Below are 18402 nucleotides of genomic sequence, written 5' to 3' on the forward strand. Positions count from 1 at the left end.
TGCGCGCGGCTTACTTCGTCAGATCTTCCACGAACTTCGGCAGAGCGAAGGCGGCCTTGTGCAGGCGCGGCGTGTAGTACTTCGTGTCGATCTCCGGAATCGCCGTCTCGTCCACCTGCAGCGGATCATGCTTCTTGCTGCCGAGGGTGAAGGTCCACAGACCGCTCGGGTACGTAGGAATGTTCGCGCAGTATACGCGCACGATCGGGAAGATCTCCTTCACGTCACGGTTGACGGTCTGGATCAGCTCCGCTTTGAACCAAGGGTTGTCCGTCTGGGCGACGAAGATCCCGTCTTCCTTCAATGCATCGTAGATGCCTTTATAGAATCCCTGGGTGAACAAATTCACGGCCGGGCCGACCGGCTCGGTGGAATCGACCATAATGACGTCGTACGTATTCTTGTGGTCGTGGATGTGCATATAGCCGTCGTTGACGATAACTTCCACGCGCGGGTTCTCCAGCTCGCCGGCGATCGTCGGAAGATACTTCTTGGAGTATTCGATGACCTTGCCGTCGATCTCCACCAGTACCGCCTTCTCTACTTCCGGGTGCTTCAGCACTTCACGGATCACGCCGCCGTCGCCGCCGCCCACCACGAGCACGTGCTTCGGATTCGGGTGCGTATTGAGCGCCGGATGCGCCACCATTTCGTGATAAACGAATTCGTCCTTCACCGTCGTCATGACCATGCCGTCGAGCACGAGCATCGTGCCCCACTCCGCCGTTTCGATCATCGCCAGATCTTGAAAATCCGTTTTCTCCGTTACGTGCGTCTCGGTGATCTTGGCCGTAATGCCGAAGTTATCCGTCTGCTTCTCCGTATACCACAATTCCATTTTGAGTATTCCACCTTTCGTATAGAGCCTTCGACCTGGGCCGGACCCTTGCCGGAAAGTAAGTTACACCGGGGTTTCGCGTGCTTTCAGCCTGTCCTCTTGCATGTCACATTGTATTATAGTATTTCTCCCTGAAATTGCAAGCCGAATGGCTGCGATGCGCAGGGCTGCCCAAAAATTTTACACTGCGTTAACACAAGGGTGAATAGGCTCTCCTTTCTTTTTCCATACTGGTGAATGGAACTTATTGCTAATCCGGGCGTCCGCCGCAGGGGATGCAATGGAAACGGAGGGATCACAGGCCATGAGGAGCACACGTTATAAGGAACAGACGCCCGCGGAAAAAGAGCCCGTGTACCGTAAAGCCCGCGGCTGGAGAGGCTGGATGTCATTCGTCTTCACCTGCCTGATGCTCGGCGCCGCCGCAGCGGTGGTCGGCCTGCTCTTCATGCGGTCCCAGTCCCTTCCGGTCTCCAAGCTGGCGGCCGCCTCCGAAATGTACGATATCCACGGCGAGCTCATCGAAGCGTACGGCAGCACGAAGAACAAGCAGGCCGTGACGCTCCCGGAGATCGCGCCGAGCCTCATCCAGGCGACGCTGGCCATCGAGGACCGCAAGTTCTACGAGCACTACGGCTTCGATCCGAAGGGCATCGCCCGGGCGGCCTGGGTGAATCTCCAGCATATGAGCAAGGTGCAGGGCGCCGGCACGATCACGCAGCAGCTGGCGCGGAACCTGTATCTCACCCACGAGCGGACCTGGGCCCGCAAAGCCAAGGAAACGTATTACGCCGTCCAAATGGAGCTTCAGATGAGCAAGGATCAGATTCTGGAGCAGTACCTCAACCAGATTTACTACGGGCATGCCACCTACGGAATCGGGGCGGCCGCGCACCTGTTCTTCGGAAAAGCGGCTTCCGACCTGACGCTGGCCGAGAGCGCCCTGCTCGCCGGTGTGCCCAAGGGCCCCCGCTACTATTCGCCTTACTATGATATGGATAAGTCGCTGGAGCGCCAGAAGACGGTGCTGCAGACGATGGTCGAGGCGGGATACATCACGCAGCGGCAGGCCGATGAAGCCGGAAGAGAGAAGCTGAACATCCTCCCTCTCGAGAGCAAAAAGGCGGTGACAGCTCCCTACTTCCGCGACTATGTGCGGGGAGCGGCTACCGAGCTGCTCGGCCTCGAGGAGAAGGAGTTCGAGGAAAGCGGCCTGCGCATCTACACGACCCTCGATCTCAATGCGCAGAAAGTGGCGGAAGAGGTCGTGGCGGAGCAGCTCAAGAGCTATCCGGAGCTGCAGACGGCGCTCGTGTCCATCGATCCGCGGACCGGCTATGTCAAGGCGATGGTCGGCGGCAGGGACTATGCCAAGAGCCAGTACAACCGGGCGCTGAGCGCCACACGCCAGCCGGGCTCGTCCTTCAAGCCCATCGTCTACCTGACGGCGCTGAAGGAGAAGGGCTTCACGGCAGTCACCCGGTTCAAGAGCGAGCCGACGACCTTCACCTACGAGGACGGCAAAACGTATACGCCGAGCAACTTCGATAACAAGTTCTTCGATTGGATCGACCTGCGGACGGCGCTGGCCAAAAGCGACAATATCTTCGCCGTGCACACCGTGCTTGAAGCCGGGCCTGACCGGGTGATCGAGATGGCCCGCCGGATGGGCATCACCAGCCCGATGAAGCCGATGCCGTCGCTTGCGCTCGGCACGTTCCCCGTGTCGCCGTTCGAGATGGCGTCCGCGTTCAGCATCCTGGCGAACCAGGGCGTGCGCACGGAACCGACAGCGATCCTGCGAATCGAGGACCGGCGGGGCCGGGTGCTCTACGAAGCGCAGCCGCAGCAGGAGACGGTGATCGAGCCGGCCTACACCTACGTGCTCACCCATCTCATGGAGAGCGTGTTCGACCAGGGCGGCACCGGCAGCCGCGTCTCCAGCGTGCTGAAGCGGCCGGTGGCCGGCAAGACCGGCACGACCAACTCGGACGCGTGGCTCGTCGGCTACACGCCGGAGCTGTCGACGGCCGTATGGGTCGGCTACGATAAGGACAAGACCATCGGCACGATCGAATCGCACCTGGCGGCTCCGATCTTCGCGGAGTTCACCGAACGGACGCTTGAGGCGGTGCCGCCCAAGCTGTTCCCAATTCCGGAGGGCGTGAGCAGCGTCTACATCGACCCGAAGACCGGGAAGCTGGCGAACGAGAGCTGCCCGAATCCGCGGCTTGAGGCCTTCATTCAAGGGACGGAGCCGACGGAGTACTGCACGGAGCAGCCGGCGAAGAACGATGCTGCGAAGCCCGATGCCCGCAAGGAGAACGGCACGTGGTGGCAGGATCTCAAGCGGTGGTGGGGCTCGTAAAGCCGCCATGCGTTTGAAGACGGCGGATGGACGGACTGGCGGCAGGATCGCCGGTCCGTCTTTTTTGCGCTGTGCGGACGACGGAAGTCGGGCATACGCGAGTAAAGGCGGAGTGCGGGCCCTGCAGAGGCCGTGAAGCGGGGGTTCGAGATGGATGCGCCAGCGGGATTGGCGGGGGTTGGCAAGTTTGCGATGTGGAACATCGTATATCGAGGATCAGCAGCATTTGGGGGCGGGTATGTGGTGATTTTCATCATATGGTGAGGTGCGCAGCAGTGGATGAGCGCTTTTCCAGCGGTTATGTGATGTGGAACATCATATAACGAGGATAGGCGGCATTTGGGGGCGGGTATGTGGTGATTTTCATCATATGGTGAGGTGCGCAGCAGTGGATGGACGCTTTTCCGGTTATGTGATGTGAACCATCATATAACAAAGAGCAGCGCCAATTTGGGGCAGGTAGGTGATGATTTTCATCGGATGGGGCGCCGGGCTGTTTCACTCCTCTCCTGCAGGTGTATGGGTAAGTACATACCTTTCGCTATAAACGGAATGTACCAGCTTACACGGAGAGGAAGATGTGCGATGGAGACCCTTCAGGAGAAGACCGAAACGTACCGGGAATGGAAAAAACAGCTCAAACGGCATTACCGCAAGTTCGCCGGCTTCGCGAAGGAAGCCTACCGCTACGAGGACGTGGAGGATGTGCATCAGGCCCGGGTGCACTGCCGCAAGCTGCTCACCCTGCTGAAGCTGCTCGATCCCGATGACCGGGAAGCGCTGCGCGTTCCGCTCAAACGTGCCTTCAAGGCACTCGGCAGGGTGCGCGACAGCGACGTCCTCATCGCAGACTTCGTGCAGCGTAAGGAGGAAGCACCGGACGGGGACACCGCCGAGATGCTCAAGCGGTATCTCAAGCTGCTGCGGGACCGGCGGCTGCGCTATGCCGCCAAGCTCGAGAAGCGGCTGCGCCCCGCCCTGCGGGGGAAGTTCCGGCGCCGCTGGGACGATTACCTGGACGGTGCGCTGCCGAAGCAGGCGCTATCCGTCGATGCCACGGCCCAGCTCCGGCGGCTGGAAGCGAAGCTCGAGGCGAAGCAGGCCGAACTGCGCGAGCTCGCCGCCCAGCCGGACACGAGCGGGCTCGATCTCGCCGAGACGCTGCACGAAGCGAGGCTGATCGTCAAGGAGATCCGCTACGTTACCTCGGAGGCGGACTTTGCCTTGAAGCCGCTGCCGGGCGGCGCGCTGTCCTTCCTGCCGGTCAAACCGCTGCAGGAGGAGCTCGGCGCGCTCAACGACAGCCGGGTGCGTCTGGCCCAGTGGCAGGACGCCAACCCCGAGGCACTCGGCATCGATCCGGATGTCTACCGGCGGATGACCGACCGGCTGCGCGGGGAGATGGAGCGTCGCATCCGGGAGGTATCCTTGGCGGATCTCGACGAGCGGGATTGATGCCTGCCCCAACCGGGCAGCCGGCATCGAAGGCTTGTGACATCCCCTTAGGCTTCCGGAAGTCCTGCAGATAAAAGGGCGCCAGGCCTGCTGGCCACCACCTCACAGTGCTTATACGCACACGTGGAGTTTGAGGCCGTTGAACCATTCCAGCATCGTATTCTGACCTGCCTCCTTAGGCGGGATTTGTTCTTGGACAAACCCGACAATGGGTGCCCCATGGGCTTGTCCGCCACCTCCGGCGGGGCTCTCATACCCGTGTCTGCCGGAAGAACGCGGGCGCGACCAGGCTCGCACTCTCCAAGGAGTGTGGATCTAGCGCACGTACAACAAAGCCTCCATCCGGATAGTGTCCGGGTGGAGGCTTCTGTGGGATGGAGAATCTGTACCGTTCCGCAGGGCAAGCCCCCAGCCAGCTTCCGCAGTTCTCCCAATGCAGCAGCCTCCCCGCCAACGCAGCTTTCTTCTCCTGATCGCGGCACCATGCCGGAGGAAGTCCGGCGGTGCTGCCCTCCGCCAACCAAGGTCCGACCTTCACTCCGGCGCTGCCTCACCGCCTTACTCCTCCACCGCAGCCGTGCCGGTCCCCGGGACGAAGCCGCCGCGCTCAATCGCCTGTGTTCCCGCGTCACTCTGCAGCCACTGCAGCAGGCGGCCCGCCGGACTATCGGCCGGCTCATCCCCTCGGGTCACGGCGTACAGCACGGCCGTGTACGGATAAGCCCCGCTGCGGATGTTCTCCCTGTTCGGCTGCACCCCGTCTACCGCCAGGAACTTTACGTTCTCGCTGCGGTTCATTTCGCTCGCATAATAATAGAAGGAGTAGCCTAGCGCATTCCGTGCATTGCGGTAGTCCGCCACCGCTTCGATCAGGCCGCCCATGCCGCTCGGCTTCCGGTCCTTCGGAGGTTCCGCCATCCTCAGCCCCTTCATGACGTTCTTCTCCATGTACGTCTGCGAACCGGAATTCGCTTCCCGCTGGAACGCCGTGATGGGCTCATCCGCCCCGCCGAGCTCCTTCCAATTCGTCACCTCGCCGCTGTAGATACGGCGCAGGTCCTCCGCCTTCACGCCCTCCAATCTATTTTCCCGGTGGACGAGGAAAATGAACGCATCCCGGCCCAGCGGGGTCAGCTTCAGCTCCACCCCGGCCGCCGCTGCCAGCTGCCGTTCCTCCTCCGAGGGGCCTGCGACCAGGATCAAATCCGCTTCCCGCTTGATGAGGTTCAAGTAGGCTTCATGCGTGGTGTTGAACTGCACACCCTCGTAAGCCATCCCCCGGTTGACCCCTGTAAGCTCACCCAGCATCAGCCGCCCGAAGGGAAGAGCGGCGGTGGCTCCATCCACCTTGGGATAAGTCTGCGGGGTGAACGGTGTCCGCTTCGGCAGCAGCTCCAGCGTCAGAGCCATCGCCCCCGTGAGCACAGACAGGATCATCAGCGGAAGGAGGAGCCGCCGAAGCCGCTGAGGGTTACCTGCCGCCGCTTGGTGAAGCCAGGTCCCAAGGACCGCCGACACGCCCGGGAGCAGCGACAAGACGAGCGCCGTTACCTTCATAGGGGTCCCCTGATGTATATAAAACCGGGAAGTCTCGTACAGAGGCGCCGCCCAATAAGTGAACAATGTGAACGGCAGCCAGCTCATATCCGTGAACTCCGCTACAGAACCGGTCCGCCCTGTGAACGTAAGCGTCCAGATCACCGTGCCTAGCAGGGTGACGGGCAGCACGGCCAGGATCTGCCGGCCCACCCTCAGCCCGTCCTGCCGGCCTGACCCATACCCATACAGGCCAAACAGGCATGCGATCGCCAGGGAATAGAGCAGCATCAGCCCCCCGACGCCCGCATCGCTTCTCTTCCAGGACCGGTGCAGCAATTCGGGCTCCGAACCGGTCAGAAAGCCCACAATCAACAGGCCCAGCAGGTACATGACACCGTACAGGAAGCCCCACTGCAGCACAAAAACTATCCCTGGTTTGTCCTTCCGGCCAGGCTTCAGATTCACTTCATTTTCGATGTGCTTCTCCCCCTCTACAACCAGCCGCGCTGTTCTATGTGTAGTAACGAATTTACCAATAAATAGGTTGCAAAACCTATGCATTCATCCCTTCCACCGACCAAGACAGCGCTCCCAAACCACGGCAAAACAACACAAAAAGGCAGACCCGAAGGCCTGCCTTTCTGCTGTCCTAGTATATGGTGTATATACTAGGGACTAGTATACATTGTTACAAGGGGTGACACAAGACCGTCACATAATCGACAAAATTAGGATAAAGCTTCCTTCAGAGCCCCATCCGAGCGCTCCCACATGCCCGGATCCCAGGCAGCGAGGAAGTCGCGAAGCTTGATTTTTTCGGCCTCTCCCAGGTTATCGACCATCACCCGGCGCTTCAGGGCATAGTCCATCCGGTTGACGTGATCGGCGAGAATCTTCCAGCCCTTGCGCGCTTCCGGATCCACCGTCATGGCGCAGGACGTCACGCCGGCATAGTACTTGCCTTCTTCCTTGAAGTCCACAGCCACCCACACGATCCAGCAGGGACGCCCGTTCGGCACCTCGTCGGCGTTCACCGTGAACTTGATGCCCTTCTCGATCTTGCTCTTCGCATGAAGCGTGCCATCGTCGAGATACACCTCGTCCCCGTCGATAATGACGCCCGACAGCTGGCTGAGGTCGATGGAGCCCTGCCCATAGCCGCGGTGCTTCGTTTCCTTCTGCGAGATGATATTTAATGTAGGGAGCTTCTTTTCCTTCTCCTGTCCGCTTCCGTTGTTCTCCATGAGGCGCCACCTTCCACATCATCTTTTTTCTTATCATAATGCAAAAGCCCGTTTTTCACAATTTTGGCCCCCTGAGAAATAATCCCCTGTCCACTTACATATACATGCTGTAGATGCTTGTCAACGGGGTGAATATGAGATGAAAAACCGACTACCTGCCTCCATCACATCATGGGGCGCCGTTCTGATCGCAGCCTGCGGCGCCGTGCTGCTTACCCATACCCTGCTGCTCGCAGACAATCCCGCGGGGGACAAGCGGACTACCGCATGGGCGGTGGCTGCGGACAGCGGCGGCGGGCCGCCGATGCTCAGGCCCGCGGCCTCGCACAGCGTCATGGCCGCACCGGCCCCGCCGCTCGCCCAAGGGCTGGCGGACGGATCGTCCACAGGCCTGAGGCTGCCTGCTGACGGGGAAGCCCGTCCGGCTGCCGCCCGTGCCGCACCTGCGGCTGAGGTGCCGACAGCGCCGACGGCCCCTCCGGCAACGCCTGCGCCGCCGAGCCTGCCGGCCAAGCCGGCAGAGAAGCCCGCGCCGAAGCCGCTCTCCGGCCGGATCGTGGAATACCACCTGAACGCGGAATACGACGCCACCGGCAAGATGATCACAGGCACCTCCTCACTGACCTGGACCAATCCCGGCAGCGTGCCAGTGTCCGAGCTGTATTTTCACCTGTACCCGAACGCCTTCGAATCCAAGAAATCGACCTTCATGCGGGAATCCGGCGGCAAGCTCCGCAGCGACGTTTCCAAGGATGGCAGCTACGGCAGCCTGACGGTATCCTCCATTAAGATGCTCGACGGGTCGGAAGCCGAACTCAGAGGAACTGCCGAGTACGTGCAGCCCGATGACGGCAACAAGGATGACCGCACCCTGCTGCGGGTGCCGCTGCCAAAGCCCGTGGAGCCCGGAGCCAAAATCACCCTGCGCACCGACTTCACGGTCAAGCTGCCGCAGGTCTTCGCCCGGATGGGGTATGCCGGCGATTTCGTCATGGCGGGACAGTGGTTCCCGAAGGTCGCCGTCTACGAGCCGCAAGGCACCCGCGGGCGCACCGATGAGGGCTGGAACCTGCACCAATACCACGGCAACTCCGAGTTCTACGCCGACTTCGGCATTTTCGACGTGAAGCTGAAGCTGCCTGCGGACTATAAGGTGGCGGCTACCGGCTTTCCCACCAAGCCGCCGGTCGACGACGGCGCCAGTAAGATTCATACCTTTTATGCGGATGATGTGCATGATTTTGCCTGGTCGGCCTCCCCGCATTTTGTCTATTATGAGGAGCCCTATGCCACGCCCCAGCTGCCCGGCGTACGCATTAAGCTGTACCTCGACCCGAAGCACGAACACCTCAAGGCCCGCTATATGACCGCCGCCAAAAAGGCGCTTGCCCGCTATTCCGAATGGTACGGGTCTTACCCTTACTCCACCCTCTCGGTGGTCGTGCCTCCGGAGGACGGGAACGGGGCGGGAGGCATGGAGTATCCGACGCTCGTCACCGCCTGGGGAGCAGGCGAGGAGAACCCGAGCCTGGAGCTTGAGCGGGTCGTCGTGCACGAGATCGGCCACCAGTTCTTCTACGGGATGGTCGCGAGCAACGAATTCGAAGAAGCCTGGCTGGACGAAGGCTTCACTTCCTATATTGAAGACCGGCTGATGGAGGCCGAATACGGCGTGCGTCCGAATACCCTCGTGGAATCAAGCTACATCACCAGCCCCGAGGCCCTGAAGAAAAACGCATGGAGCTATGACGGGCACGGCCATTATGCCGAGAATGTCTACACGCGCGCAAAGCTCGTTCTGAAAGCCATCGAGCGGCAGACCGGCCCGGAGACCATGAACAAGATTATGCGTACGTACTTCCAGCGCTGGAAATTCAAGCATCCGACGACGGCCGACTTCCAGCATGCCGCGGAGGACGTCACGAAGACGAGCTGGCAGAGCTTCTTCGACCAGTACGTCTACGGTGACTCCATGGTGGACTATGCGGTCGCCTCCATCACCGCCCGGAAGCTGACCGATAACGGCCAAACCTACTACGAGAACAGCGTCCTGCTCCGCCGCCAGGGCGGTTCGGTCCAAGGCGTTCCGGTCCGCTTCCACTTCACGGACGGCACGCAGCTCGACAAGACCTGGGGGGGCGGCGACAGCGAGGTGCTTATCAAGCTCAATCATCCCACACCTCTCGCCTGGGTATCGATCGACCCGCAGTATACGATCGTGCTGGAGAACAAACGGATCAATTCGTTCATGAAAACCGAGGTCGATCCGCAGCTGTCCGTCCGCTGGAACCTCAGCGTGCTTAAGATTCTGGAGGTTCTCTCCGGCTGGATCGCATGGTAAAGGAGGATGACCGAAGATGAATGCCTTACGAAGCCGGATCGCCCACGGCTGGTCGATCGCCTGGAAGCAGCCTTTTGCCGTCATCGCCCTCTTCATCTATCATCTGGCCTGGGGCGTGCTGCTCTACAAGCTGATCCAGTCGGTCGTTCTGCCCCTCCTGCACCGTTACCCCGGGGAAGTGCTTCCCCGGGAGGCCGTTCAGCTGTTCTGGATCGAGGGACAGTTCCAGCTGATGAAAACCGACCTTCTCCAGCCCTACCTCTGGTGGGCGCTGGGGCTGCTCGCCCTGCGGATGGTGCTGCATCCGGTGCTGAACGCCGGGGTACTCTACTCGCTGCATAACCGCGATCTGAATGCAGGCTACCGGTTCGTGGAGGGAGTACGCCGGCTCAGCGTCCCCTTCTTCTCACTCTACGTTCTGCAGCTGCTGATGACGCTCGCTCCCTTGTACTGGCTGCTCCCCTACGCGGCCGGCCAGTATACGAAGCACTCTTCTTACCTGTCTTACGGCAAGGCGCTGCTGCTTCCCCTGGTCTTCTTCATCCTGTGGATCTTTCTCCTGCAGCTGCTCTTCCTCTTCCTGCAGATTGCGAAGACAGCCGGACGCTCGTCCCTCTACGCTCTGATCTTCGTCGTCCGTCATCTGCCCGCCATCGTCGCCGCGGGAGCGGCCGTGGCGGCCCTTGCCCTGCTGATCTCGGCGGCGGTCATGGCCTCCAGCTACCTCTGGGCCGGCTTCCTGGCCCTGATCGGCTACCAGGCGTACCGGCTGATCCAAATGTTCTTCAAAGTATGGGCGATCGGCACCCAATATGCCTTGTGGCTCGAGAAAGCCTGATGAACGAAAAGCCCGGACAGCCCCTATGCCTCGAATTGAAACGCCGCTTTCCATGCTGCTGCATGGGGAGCGGTGTTTTTGTATTTTCGACATCCCCATGTAAACATGCCGTAAACGCCGGAAAATCACCCTTTTCCGGAAATTTATGTATGCGCTTGCAATCCTTATTCTGTCTATAAACAAAAGGTTTCACTTTAAACGCCGGGTTTGTGACAACTTTGTGACACAAGCAGGAGAAACTCGAACTTACTCGAATATAGTTACTCGGTAATAAAAAATGAATATTTTGCCGAATTTCTGTCTCAGAAAACGGGGGATCCATTTTGGGTGAATTGATCTCGCTTCAGAGTGATCATAGGGAACCTTCAACCGAACCCTTCAGCTAACCTCGTAGGCACTTGGAAGGGGAAACTTCTTTGAAAAAGCAGCTTGTAGGACTCACACTCGCATTATCTTTGTTTTGCGGCATTTCCGTCGGCAGCGCTTACGCGGAAACCCCATTAAGCGCAGCGGTCAACGATGGCTTGGGCGCGTCGTACAAATGGTCCGGCACCACCAAGAGCGGCGGCTTCGACTGCTCCGGCTACACGGCCTGGGTATTCGCCAAATTCGGTGTCGACCTGCCTCACACCTCCAAGGGCCAAGCTGCTATGGGCACTTGGGTGGACCAGAACAATCTTCGTGCCGGCGATCTCGTGTTCTTCAACACAGACGGCAAAGGCATCTCCCACGTAGGCGTGTATGTTGGTGAAGGCAAGTTCTACCACTCCGCCACGAATCAAGGCGTAACAATCACGAACCTCAGTGACGGCTATTACGCCAAAAGGTATGTTACCGCCCGTCGCGTCCTCTCCGATGCTGCCTACGAGCAGCTCATGACCGACAAGTAACATCTGCGGCGTCACCCATCCTTACTACTTTTATTGAAGAAAGCCTTTTGGGCCTCCTCCCGTTCGCGGGCCGGACAAGCCCAAGAGGCTTTCTGTCGTTGCGTGGGTAAGTACAAGCACGCCGTCCAAGAAAGGAGCCCTCGACCCATGATTCTCTTCCTGCACCGCAAAGACCTGCGGACTGCCGACCTGCCCGCCTTCGATTATATCCATGCCTGCGGGTCGCCCTCCCTGCACGTGCTCGTGCTCGACCCGTTCCTCCTGCGCAGGGACCGCCACCGGGAGCACAGCGGCCGCAGCTTCCTAGCCCGCGCCGCCCGGCTGCAGTCCCTGTATGCCGCCCAAGGGCAGCGGCTGCACCTGCTCTGCGGCGAGCCGGCCTCCGTGGTCGGCGCGCTGCTCGAAGCCCACGCGATCCGCGAGCTCGTGTTCCACGAGGACCATACGCCTTACGCGTTGACCCGGGACCGCCTCCTGCGGGAAGCGGCGGCCCCGCGGGGCGTGCGTGTCACCGCTCTGGACGAGCAGGCCCTGGCGGACCTGCGCGATTTCCACCGTCATGCCGGCCGCAGCGAGCCGTACAAGGTGTTCACGCCGTACTATCGCCGGTGCGCGAGTACCTGCGGGAGCATTTCCGCCCGGCCTCCGCTGTTACCGTGGGCAGGCTGCAGACCCTGCCGCTGGCGGAGGGCTTCGCGGAGCGTTTCCCGCTGCCGCGGGAACTGGAGGAGACGCTGGACTCCTGCCGGCTACAGCCGCAGGGCAGCGAACCGGAAGCGGCGCTGGAGGACTTTCTCAGCGAGCGGCTGTCCGGCTACGCGCAGGGGCGCGACCGGTTCGACTGCGGGGAGACCAGCCGTCTCTCAAGGCACCTGAACACCGGGGCCCTCTCGATCCGGCATGTCTACGAGCGGCTGCTGGACTGCAGCGCCGGTGTTGAGCCGTGGCTGCGCCAGCTCGCCTGGCGGGACTTTTATTTGTACCAGTCGAGGCTGGACCCCCTGTTCTACCGCTACGAGCAGGAGTACGATCTGTCGGTGCTGCCCGAAGACGGCTTCCAGGCTTGGGCGGAAGCCCGCACGGGCATCCCGATCGTAGATGCGGCGATGACCGAGCTGAACGTGACCGGCTGGATGCCGAACCGGCTGCGGATGATCACCGCCATGTTCCTGACGAAGAACCTGCTCTGCCCCTTCCCTTACGGCGAGCGCTGCTTCCGGTACAAGCTGGCGGATTACGACAATGCGCTGAACCGCGGCGGCTGGCTGTGGTGCGCCTCGCTCGGCTTCGACGCGGCTCCCTACTTCCGTGTGATGAACCCCGTGACCCAGTCGCAGACCCATGACCCGTCCGGGGGATACATCCGCCGCTGGCTCCCGGAGCTCTCCGGCTTGTCCGACAAGGAGATTCACCTGCCCCGGCCGCATGCGGTCGTCGACTTGAAGGCCTCGCGGGCCCGGGCCATCGAGGTGTACAAAGGGATCTTAGCCTCGCGGTCCGAACGCCGCGGACAGGAATAACCTCCAGTCAGGAGGAGGCTGCATCGGGTCTGCGTGCCGAATCGCCAGCGGGGCCGTATCGTCCGGTCACAACGGAACCCGGTGGGGCCGAAGCGGGACCGGTCCGAAGACTGTGCGGTCCGCTGGACCAAGGTCCAGCCCTGATCCCACCGCGGGTCCGTTTCAGGGGTACCCCGAGGACGTTACAATAGAGGTATACCAAACGGGAACGCAATCTCCTCCCGAATCGAAAGGTGGACTCCTCTTATGAAACGTTGGTACCGCTCGGTTTCCGATAACAAAATCACCGGCTTGTGCGGCGGATTGGCCCAGTATCTGAACCTTGACCCTACCCTGCTTCGGGTGCTTGTCGTCATTCTGACCTTCGCCTCCAGCGGCAGCCTGATCCTCTTCTACTTCCTGGCGGCGCTCATGGTACCCAAAGAACCGTATTCCGGCTCCACCTTCCCGCATTCCTGATGAGCCCGGCCCCTTGCCAGTCTTGGTAAGGGGCTATTTCTTTTCGCCTGCCCGCCCCCACCGGGCTTACGCTAAAGAGACTCTGCTTGTTTTGACAATGATAATCTTTATCAATTACAATTGGGTTATTATCCGATCTATTATCCGATCTATTATCCGATCTATTATCCGAGCGTCAGCCGAATCCGAATCCGCCATAGGAGGCATCATTCCCATGTTAATTCAAACCCGCACGATTGTTGTTCAAAAAGGCCATGCCGACGCTGTAGTCGAGCGTTTCAGCCAAAGAGGCCCGATCGATGAGATGGAAGGCCTGCTCGATGTCAGCGTCATGGTCAACCGCTCGAAGAAAGAAGACACGGAAGAAGTCGTCGCCATGATCCGCTGGGAATCCGTCGATGCCTGGAAGAATTGGGAGAAGAGCCCCGCCCATATCCAGGGCCACCGCGACAAGAAGGGCCACACCCCGCCCGATTATGTGATCAGCTCGACCGTCAGCATGTACGAAGTGAAGGCCCGCCGCGAAGGGACGTTCGCGAAGCAGGAGCAGTAAGGAGTGCGCTCCTCCTCCGTGCAGCTTCAACTGACAACCTCCATCCGGCATGCCAAACCCGCGGGGTTCAATGCAGCTGCCACGGCGTGTCATGTGCAAAGCAAAAAGCCCGCTCATCCTGAATCCTGAGCGCGGGCTTTTTGCTGCTACTCTTCTCCTACCGCCACCGGGTTGTCCTTATACGAGATCCAGTCGCTCCAGCTGCCGGCGTACAGCTTCACGTTCTTCAGGCCCGCTTCGCTGAGGGCCAGCACGTTCGGGCAAGCGGTCACACCGGAGCCGCAGTATACGATGATCTCCTCGGCCCCGGCCAGCGGACTGAAGCGCTCCTTCTGCGCCTCCGGCGACTTCCAACCGCCCTCCGCCGTCAGGCTGTCCTTCCAGAAGTAATTCACCGCGCCGGGGATATGTCCGGCGGCCTTGTCGATCGGCTCCTCGATGCCCTGGTACCTCCTGGCCTCTCTCGAGTCGATCAGCACGGTCCCGGGACGCCCTTGGCGCGACCGGACGCCCTCCATGTCCACGAGCAGCTCGCCGCGTACCTTCGCTGCGAATTCCGCTTCATGGACCAGCGGCGGCTCTTCCGTCACCGGGTAGCCCGCTTCCTTCCATTTGGAGTACCCGCCGTCGAGTACATAGACCCGCTCATGTCCCAAGTAGGTGAGCAGCCACCACAATCGGGACGCATACGCCCCGCCCTGATCGTCGTAGGCGATCACGACCGAACCCGAGTGAATGCCTATGCTGCCGAAGGTACGGGAGAGCGCCTCCGCATCAGGGAGCGGATGACGGCCTCCATGCTCGATAACCGCCGAGGACAGGTCCTTCTCCAAGTCGAGATAATGCGCGCCGGGAATATGATCCTTCTCGTAGGCGATCCGCCCCGCATCGGGCTGTCCCAGGACGAAACGGCAGTCCACCAGAATCATCCGGTCGTCCGTACCGTGCTCGAACAGCCAGTCCACGCTAACCACATGCTTCATATGCCACACTCTTCCTCTCATGGGATGATATGCTGTATAGTACCCAGTATACACCCAGTTGGACCGGCGAGAAAGCAGGAGAAAAGTGAACCGCCACCGCCCGGTTCTCAGCGGCATTCCGGAGCGCCCGCTCCGCCAAAGGAGGCAAAAAACCATGCCCAGCGGCTTAACGGATGGAGAATCCCGGCATCTGTCCAAACGGAACACCCGGCAATGCGCCGCCTTCCGGCTGGCTCCGTTCACGGAGGAACATGGCCGGCTCGTCTGCGCCTGGACTTATCCCCCGCCCTATGATCTCTACAACTGGAAGCCTTGGGAGACCATGCTTGCGAGTGGCGAAGAATTCGCGGATCCCGAGATTCGCGAAAAACAGTACCGCAGCGTCCTGGATGGAGAGGGCCGGCTGGCGGGCTTCGCCCAGCTGTTTCCGATGGCCGGCGTCACGCGGCTGGGGCTCGGACTTCGGCCGGACCTGCGCGGCACAGGGCTCGGAGCCCCATTCGTCCGTGCAATCGCTGAGGAAGCCCTTCGGCAGAACCCCGGCCACGAGATCGACCTTGAGGTGCTGACCTGGAACACCCGGGCCATCCGGACCTACGAGAAGGCCGGCTTTGACATCACGGATACGTACGAACGGATGACACCGAACGGGCCGGCTGAATTCCACTGTATGGTGTGGACAAGCGAGCTCCCAGTGCCGCCCGATCATGTCGGCTGATGAGGGAAGGAGCATACCCCGATTATGAGAAAAGGGATAGGGACACTCCTGTGGGCTGCCTTCCTGCTCATTGGTTCGATCGTGTTTTACTTCGAGGCCTACCGCCCGGCCATCGGACCGGTCGGCAGCGGCGTGAAGGACAGCGAAGTCTTCGGGCAGTTCCTGTACGGCATGCTCAAGGGCGGCTGTGCGCTCCTCACCGGATTGCTTGGCGCAGCCGCTTACCGGCGAAAGCGCCGCACACATCCCTCTCCCAAGGAGGTCCACCTGATGTCACATGAACCCGATGACCCGGGCCTTGCCAAGCTGCCCCCGCAGCAGCTGGAGGCCCTGCGGGCGATCGCCGGCGTACTCGACCCCGCCGGCATCCCCTGGGCCCTGGGCGGCTCCGCCCTGCTCTATGTCCGGGGGCTCACCGGCCGCTTCCCGAACGACCTCGACCTGCTCGTGGACGAGGAGCAGGCGCCGCAGGCGTTCGAGCTGCTGAGCGCTCTCGGCCCGTCCGAGCTGCGCGCGCCCGAAGCGCCTTACTGCACGCTGCACTTCCGCCGCTTTACGCTCGGGAGGAGCAGCGCCGACCTCATCGGAGGCTTCGGCATCCGGCACGGCGCCGGGATCTACCGCCTGCTCTGGCGGCAGGGGGAAGCCCTGCCGCGGCTGCCGCTGTACGGCACCCCGGCCGGCATCCCCGTCACGTCTCTCGAAGACTGGTACGTGCTGTACCTGCTGCTCCCCGGGCGGGCCGACAAAGCCGCGCTGATCGAAGCGTACTGGAGGGACGGCGGTCCCCTGCAGAAGGACCGACTGCGCGAAGCACTGGAGAAGCCGCTTCCCGTGGAAGTACGCGAACGCGTCCTTACCGTGAACGGCAGGACCGATCCGCTCTGAGTCCGACCTTCCTTTAAGGAAACGGATATCCTTTCTTGCCGGTAATATTCTTTCTTGCCTCACCTTCATAGAACCCGGCCGCGGGACGATATATAACGGTAACCGGAGACACGGTCCCTGCCCGGGCGTGTCTCTTCTACCTCTTACATGTCCCTGTTCCAGGAGAGAAGGAGAACTGCATCCATGAATACACAGCATCCCGCACCATCCCGCGCCACCTCCCACGAGCAGTTTGGATCCAAGCTTCTTGCCGGCACCCTGATGACCCTGCTCCTGTCCTGTCTCCCGATTTACCTGCTTCTGTGGCTGATCGGGATCATCAGCGGTCCGATGACCGCAGCGTTTACGGTAACCGCCGCTCTTCTGGCTTCGTTGATCCCCTGGCTCCACAAGACATACGGCCCCCGGCCGCAGGGCAAGACCGTCCTGACCGTTTACATGTTCGTCGTCGGATTCGTGATTCTCTGGTTCATTCCGGCGGCCGGTTCCTGGAGCGCTCTGCTCATTTATATGGCCCTCTCCCTCGTCTATCTTCATACGGGAACAAGCATCGTCGGGACCTCTGCGGCCATAGGGATCGCCATCATCCACACCGTGTTCAACCCTTATATCGCATCTCAACCCGTCTTCGACAAGATCGTGATGTTCGTCGTCTTCCTTATGGTCGGTCTGGCCGGCATCACGGTCTGCATGATGGGCAGGCGGATGGTCGGCGAGCTGCAGGAAGGACAGGCGGGTATGGCATCTCTTCTGCGTGACGTGCAGGTATCCGTGCAGGGACTCGAATCCTTCGGCCAGCAGCTCAAGGACAACGCCGTAGAGACCGATCGGATTGGCCGCGAGCTGGCGGTGAGCTTCGGGGAGATCGCCAAGGGCATGGAATCCCAGGCGGCCTCCGTCGCCGACATCAACGGGTCCATTCACGACTCCGGCGCGTTCGTGTCCTCGATCGGCACCTCGACCTCCGACATGATGCGGGTGTCCGAACGGACCTCCGCTGTCATTGAAGCAGGCAAGGGACACATGGCCAGCCTGCAGTCCGACGTATCCCGGGTCAGCGGCATGATGGACACCACGTACGCTTCCATGGAAACGCTGCGGATGCAGAGCGAGCAAATCTCCACCGTGCTGCAGTCGATCCAGGCGATCGCACGGCAGACCAGCCTGCTCGCCCTCAACGCAGGCATCGAAGCCGCACGGGCGGGAGAGCACGGCCGAGGCTTCGCCGTCGTGGCGCAGGAGATCCGCAAGCTCTCCAGCGGTGCGGAGGAATCGACGGCCCAGATCACGGACATCCTCACGCGGATTCAGCACCAGACCGGCGTCGTATCCGGGCAGATCCTGCAGGGCCGGGAAGCGGTCGGCACCATCCGCTCCTCCGGCAGCGAAGTCGGAGAGCTCTTCGCCCAGCTCCTGCAGGCAGCGCAGTCGGTATCGGAGCGCTCCGCCTCGGTCGCTTCCCTGCTGGAGCAGCTCGAGGAACGCACGAAGGCGATGGTACAGGAAGCCGGCAGCGTCTCGGCGGTTACCGAGCAGACGAATGCCTCGGTCGAAGAGATTAACGCCAGCCTCGACGAGCAGAGCGCCCGGACCGGGCGGATCGCCTCCAGCCTAGGAGAGCTCGAGGGGCTCACCTCGCAGCTCAGCCGGATGCTTACGCAGCATGGGTAAGCATTCCCGCGGGGATCTTGAAGCCAAGCCGGCACGGTGATATTGGCTGCATGGCCCATACGAACTGACACCTCGCGTTTGACCAGCATACCAAATC

General features: G+C 61.1%; 16 protein-coding genes and 1 riboswitch. Of the genes, 12 read left to right on the forward strand and 4 right to left on the reverse strand.

The features are described 5' to 3' along the window. Positions 1 to 10: 10 nt before the first annotated feature. A complete protein-coding gene (gene speE, locus ACP26L_RS34445) occupies positions 11 to 838 on the reverse strand; it encodes a polyamine aminopropyltransferase (protein ID WP_426450064.1) in 828 nt (275 codons plus the stop codon). 304 nt (positions 839 to 1142) lie between these two features. On the opposite strand from speE, the gene ACP26L_RS34450 reads away from it, so the two are divergent. Together ACP26L_RS34450 and ACP26L_RS34455 are read left to right on the forward strand one after the other, a co-directional pair. Beyond that, complete coding sequence (locus ACP26L_RS34450) at positions 1143 to 3206, forward strand: transglycosylase domain-containing protein (protein ID WP_426450065.1); 2064 nt, start codon at positions 1143 to 1145, stop codon at positions 3204 to 3206. A 585-nt stretch (positions 3207 to 3791) separates the two neighbouring features. After that, positions 3792 to 4661 carry a CHAD domain-containing protein gene (locus tag ACP26L_RS34455; RefSeq protein WP_426450067.1) on the forward strand — a complete coding sequence of 290 codons (870 nt, stop codon included), beginning with the start codon at positions 3792 to 3794 and terminating at the stop codon, positions 4659 to 4661. Positions 4662 to 5219: 558 nt separating this feature from the next. Here the strand turns inward: ACP26L_RS34455 and ACP26L_RS34460 are convergent. Beyond that, positions 5220 to 6665, reverse strand: coding sequence for a PstS family phosphate ABC transporter substrate-binding protein (locus ACP26L_RS34460; protein ID WP_426450068.1), 1446 nt, complete (start codon positions 6663 to 6665; stop codon positions 5220 to 5222). Positions 6666 to 6928: 263 nt separating this feature from the next. Next, the gene (locus ACP26L_RS34465; protein WP_426450069.1) at positions 6929 to 7444 is read right to left on the reverse strand and encodes a YwhD family protein; all 516 of its coding nucleotides are present in this window, start codon (positions 7442 to 7444) and stop codon (positions 6929 to 6931) included. Between the two features lie 139 nt (positions 7445 to 7583). Between ACP26L_RS34465 and ACP26L_RS34470 the strand changes: the two genes are divergently transcribed. The 7 genes from ACP26L_RS34470 to ACP26L_RS34500 all read left to right on the forward strand — a co-directional run bounded on the left by ACP26L_RS34470 (position 7584) and on the right by ACP26L_RS34500 (position 14045). Beyond that, a complete protein-coding gene (locus tag ACP26L_RS34470; protein WP_426450070.1) occupies positions 7584 to 9785 on the forward strand; it encodes a M1 family metallopeptidase in 2202 nt (733 codons plus the stop codon). A 16-nt stretch (positions 9786 to 9801) separates the two neighbouring features. After that, positions 9802 to 10623: a hypothetical protein gene (locus ACP26L_RS34475; RefSeq protein WP_426450071.1), complete on the forward strand. Its 822-nt coding sequence runs from the start codon at positions 9802 to 9804 to the stop codon at positions 10621 to 10623. A 277-nt stretch (positions 10624 to 10900) separates the two neighbouring features. Beyond that, positions 10901 to 11035, forward strand: a riboswitch (cyclic di-AMP (ydaO/yuaA leader). Positions 11036 to 11039: 4 nt separating this feature from the next. Continuing rightward, positions 11040 to 11513 (forward strand): C40 family peptidase, encoded by a 474-nt coding sequence (locus tag ACP26L_RS34480; RefSeq protein ID WP_426450072.1) that lies wholly within the window; start codon positions 11040 to 11042, stop codon positions 11511 to 11513. A gap of 147 nt (positions 11514 to 11660) precedes the next feature. Then, the gene (locus ACP26L_RS34485) at positions 11661 to 12389 is read left to right on the forward strand and encodes a deoxyribodipyrimidine photo-lyase (RefSeq protein WP_426450073.1); all 729 of its coding nucleotides are present in this window, start codon (positions 11661 to 11663) and stop codon (positions 12387 to 12389) included. Positions 12390 to 12490: 101 nt separating this feature from the next. Further along, positions 12491 to 13033, forward strand: coding sequence for an FAD-binding domain-containing protein (locus ACP26L_RS34490; protein ID WP_426455214.1), 543 nt, complete (start codon positions 12491 to 12493; stop codon positions 13031 to 13033). A 246-nt stretch (positions 13034 to 13279) separates the two neighbouring features. Further along, positions 13280 to 13492 carry a PspC domain-containing protein gene (locus tag ACP26L_RS34495; protein ID WP_426450074.1) on the forward strand — a complete coding sequence of 71 codons (213 nt, stop codon included), beginning with the start codon at positions 13280 to 13282 and terminating at the stop codon, positions 13490 to 13492. 214 nt (positions 13493 to 13706) lie between these two features. Continuing rightward, the gene (locus tag ACP26L_RS34500) at positions 13707 to 14045 is read left to right on the forward strand and encodes an antibiotic biosynthesis monooxygenase (protein ID WP_426450076.1); all 339 of its coding nucleotides are present in this window, start codon (positions 13707 to 13709) and stop codon (positions 14043 to 14045) included. A gap of 146 nt (positions 14046 to 14191) precedes the next feature. Here the strand turns inward: ACP26L_RS34500 and ACP26L_RS34505 are convergent, their stop codons facing one another. Next, the gene (locus tag ACP26L_RS34505) at positions 14192 to 15028 is read right to left on the reverse strand and encodes a sulfurtransferase (RefSeq protein ID WP_426450077.1); all 837 of its coding nucleotides are present in this window, start codon (positions 15026 to 15028) and stop codon (positions 14192 to 14194) included. A 154-nt stretch (positions 15029 to 15182) separates the two neighbouring features. Between ACP26L_RS34505 and ACP26L_RS34510 the strand changes: the two genes are divergently transcribed. The 3 genes from ACP26L_RS34510 (at position 15183) to ACP26L_RS34520 (ending at position 18305) form a co-directional block, all read left to right on the forward strand. Further along, the gene (locus tag ACP26L_RS34510) at positions 15183 to 15746 is read left to right on the forward strand and encodes a GNAT family N-acetyltransferase (protein ID WP_426450079.1); all 564 of its coding nucleotides are present in this window, start codon (positions 15183 to 15185) and stop codon (positions 15744 to 15746) included. A 24-nt stretch (positions 15747 to 15770) separates the two neighbouring features. Further along, positions 15771 to 16634 carry a hypothetical protein gene (locus tag ACP26L_RS34515; RefSeq protein WP_426450081.1) on the forward strand — a complete coding sequence of 288 codons (864 nt, stop codon included), beginning with the start codon at positions 15771 to 15773 and terminating at the stop codon, positions 16632 to 16634. 183 nt (positions 16635 to 16817) lie between these two features. Continuing rightward, positions 16818 to 18305: a methyl-accepting chemotaxis protein gene (locus ACP26L_RS34520; protein WP_426450083.1), complete on the forward strand. Its 1488-nt coding sequence runs from the start codon at positions 16818 to 16820 to the stop codon at positions 18303 to 18305. Positions 18306 to 18402: the final 97 nt, after the last annotated feature.

The sequence above is a fragment of the Paenibacillus sp. S-38 genome, from assembly GCF_049942825.1.
Classification (GTDB): domain Bacteria; phylum Bacillota; class Bacilli; order Paenibacillales; family NBRC-103111; genus Paenibacillus_G.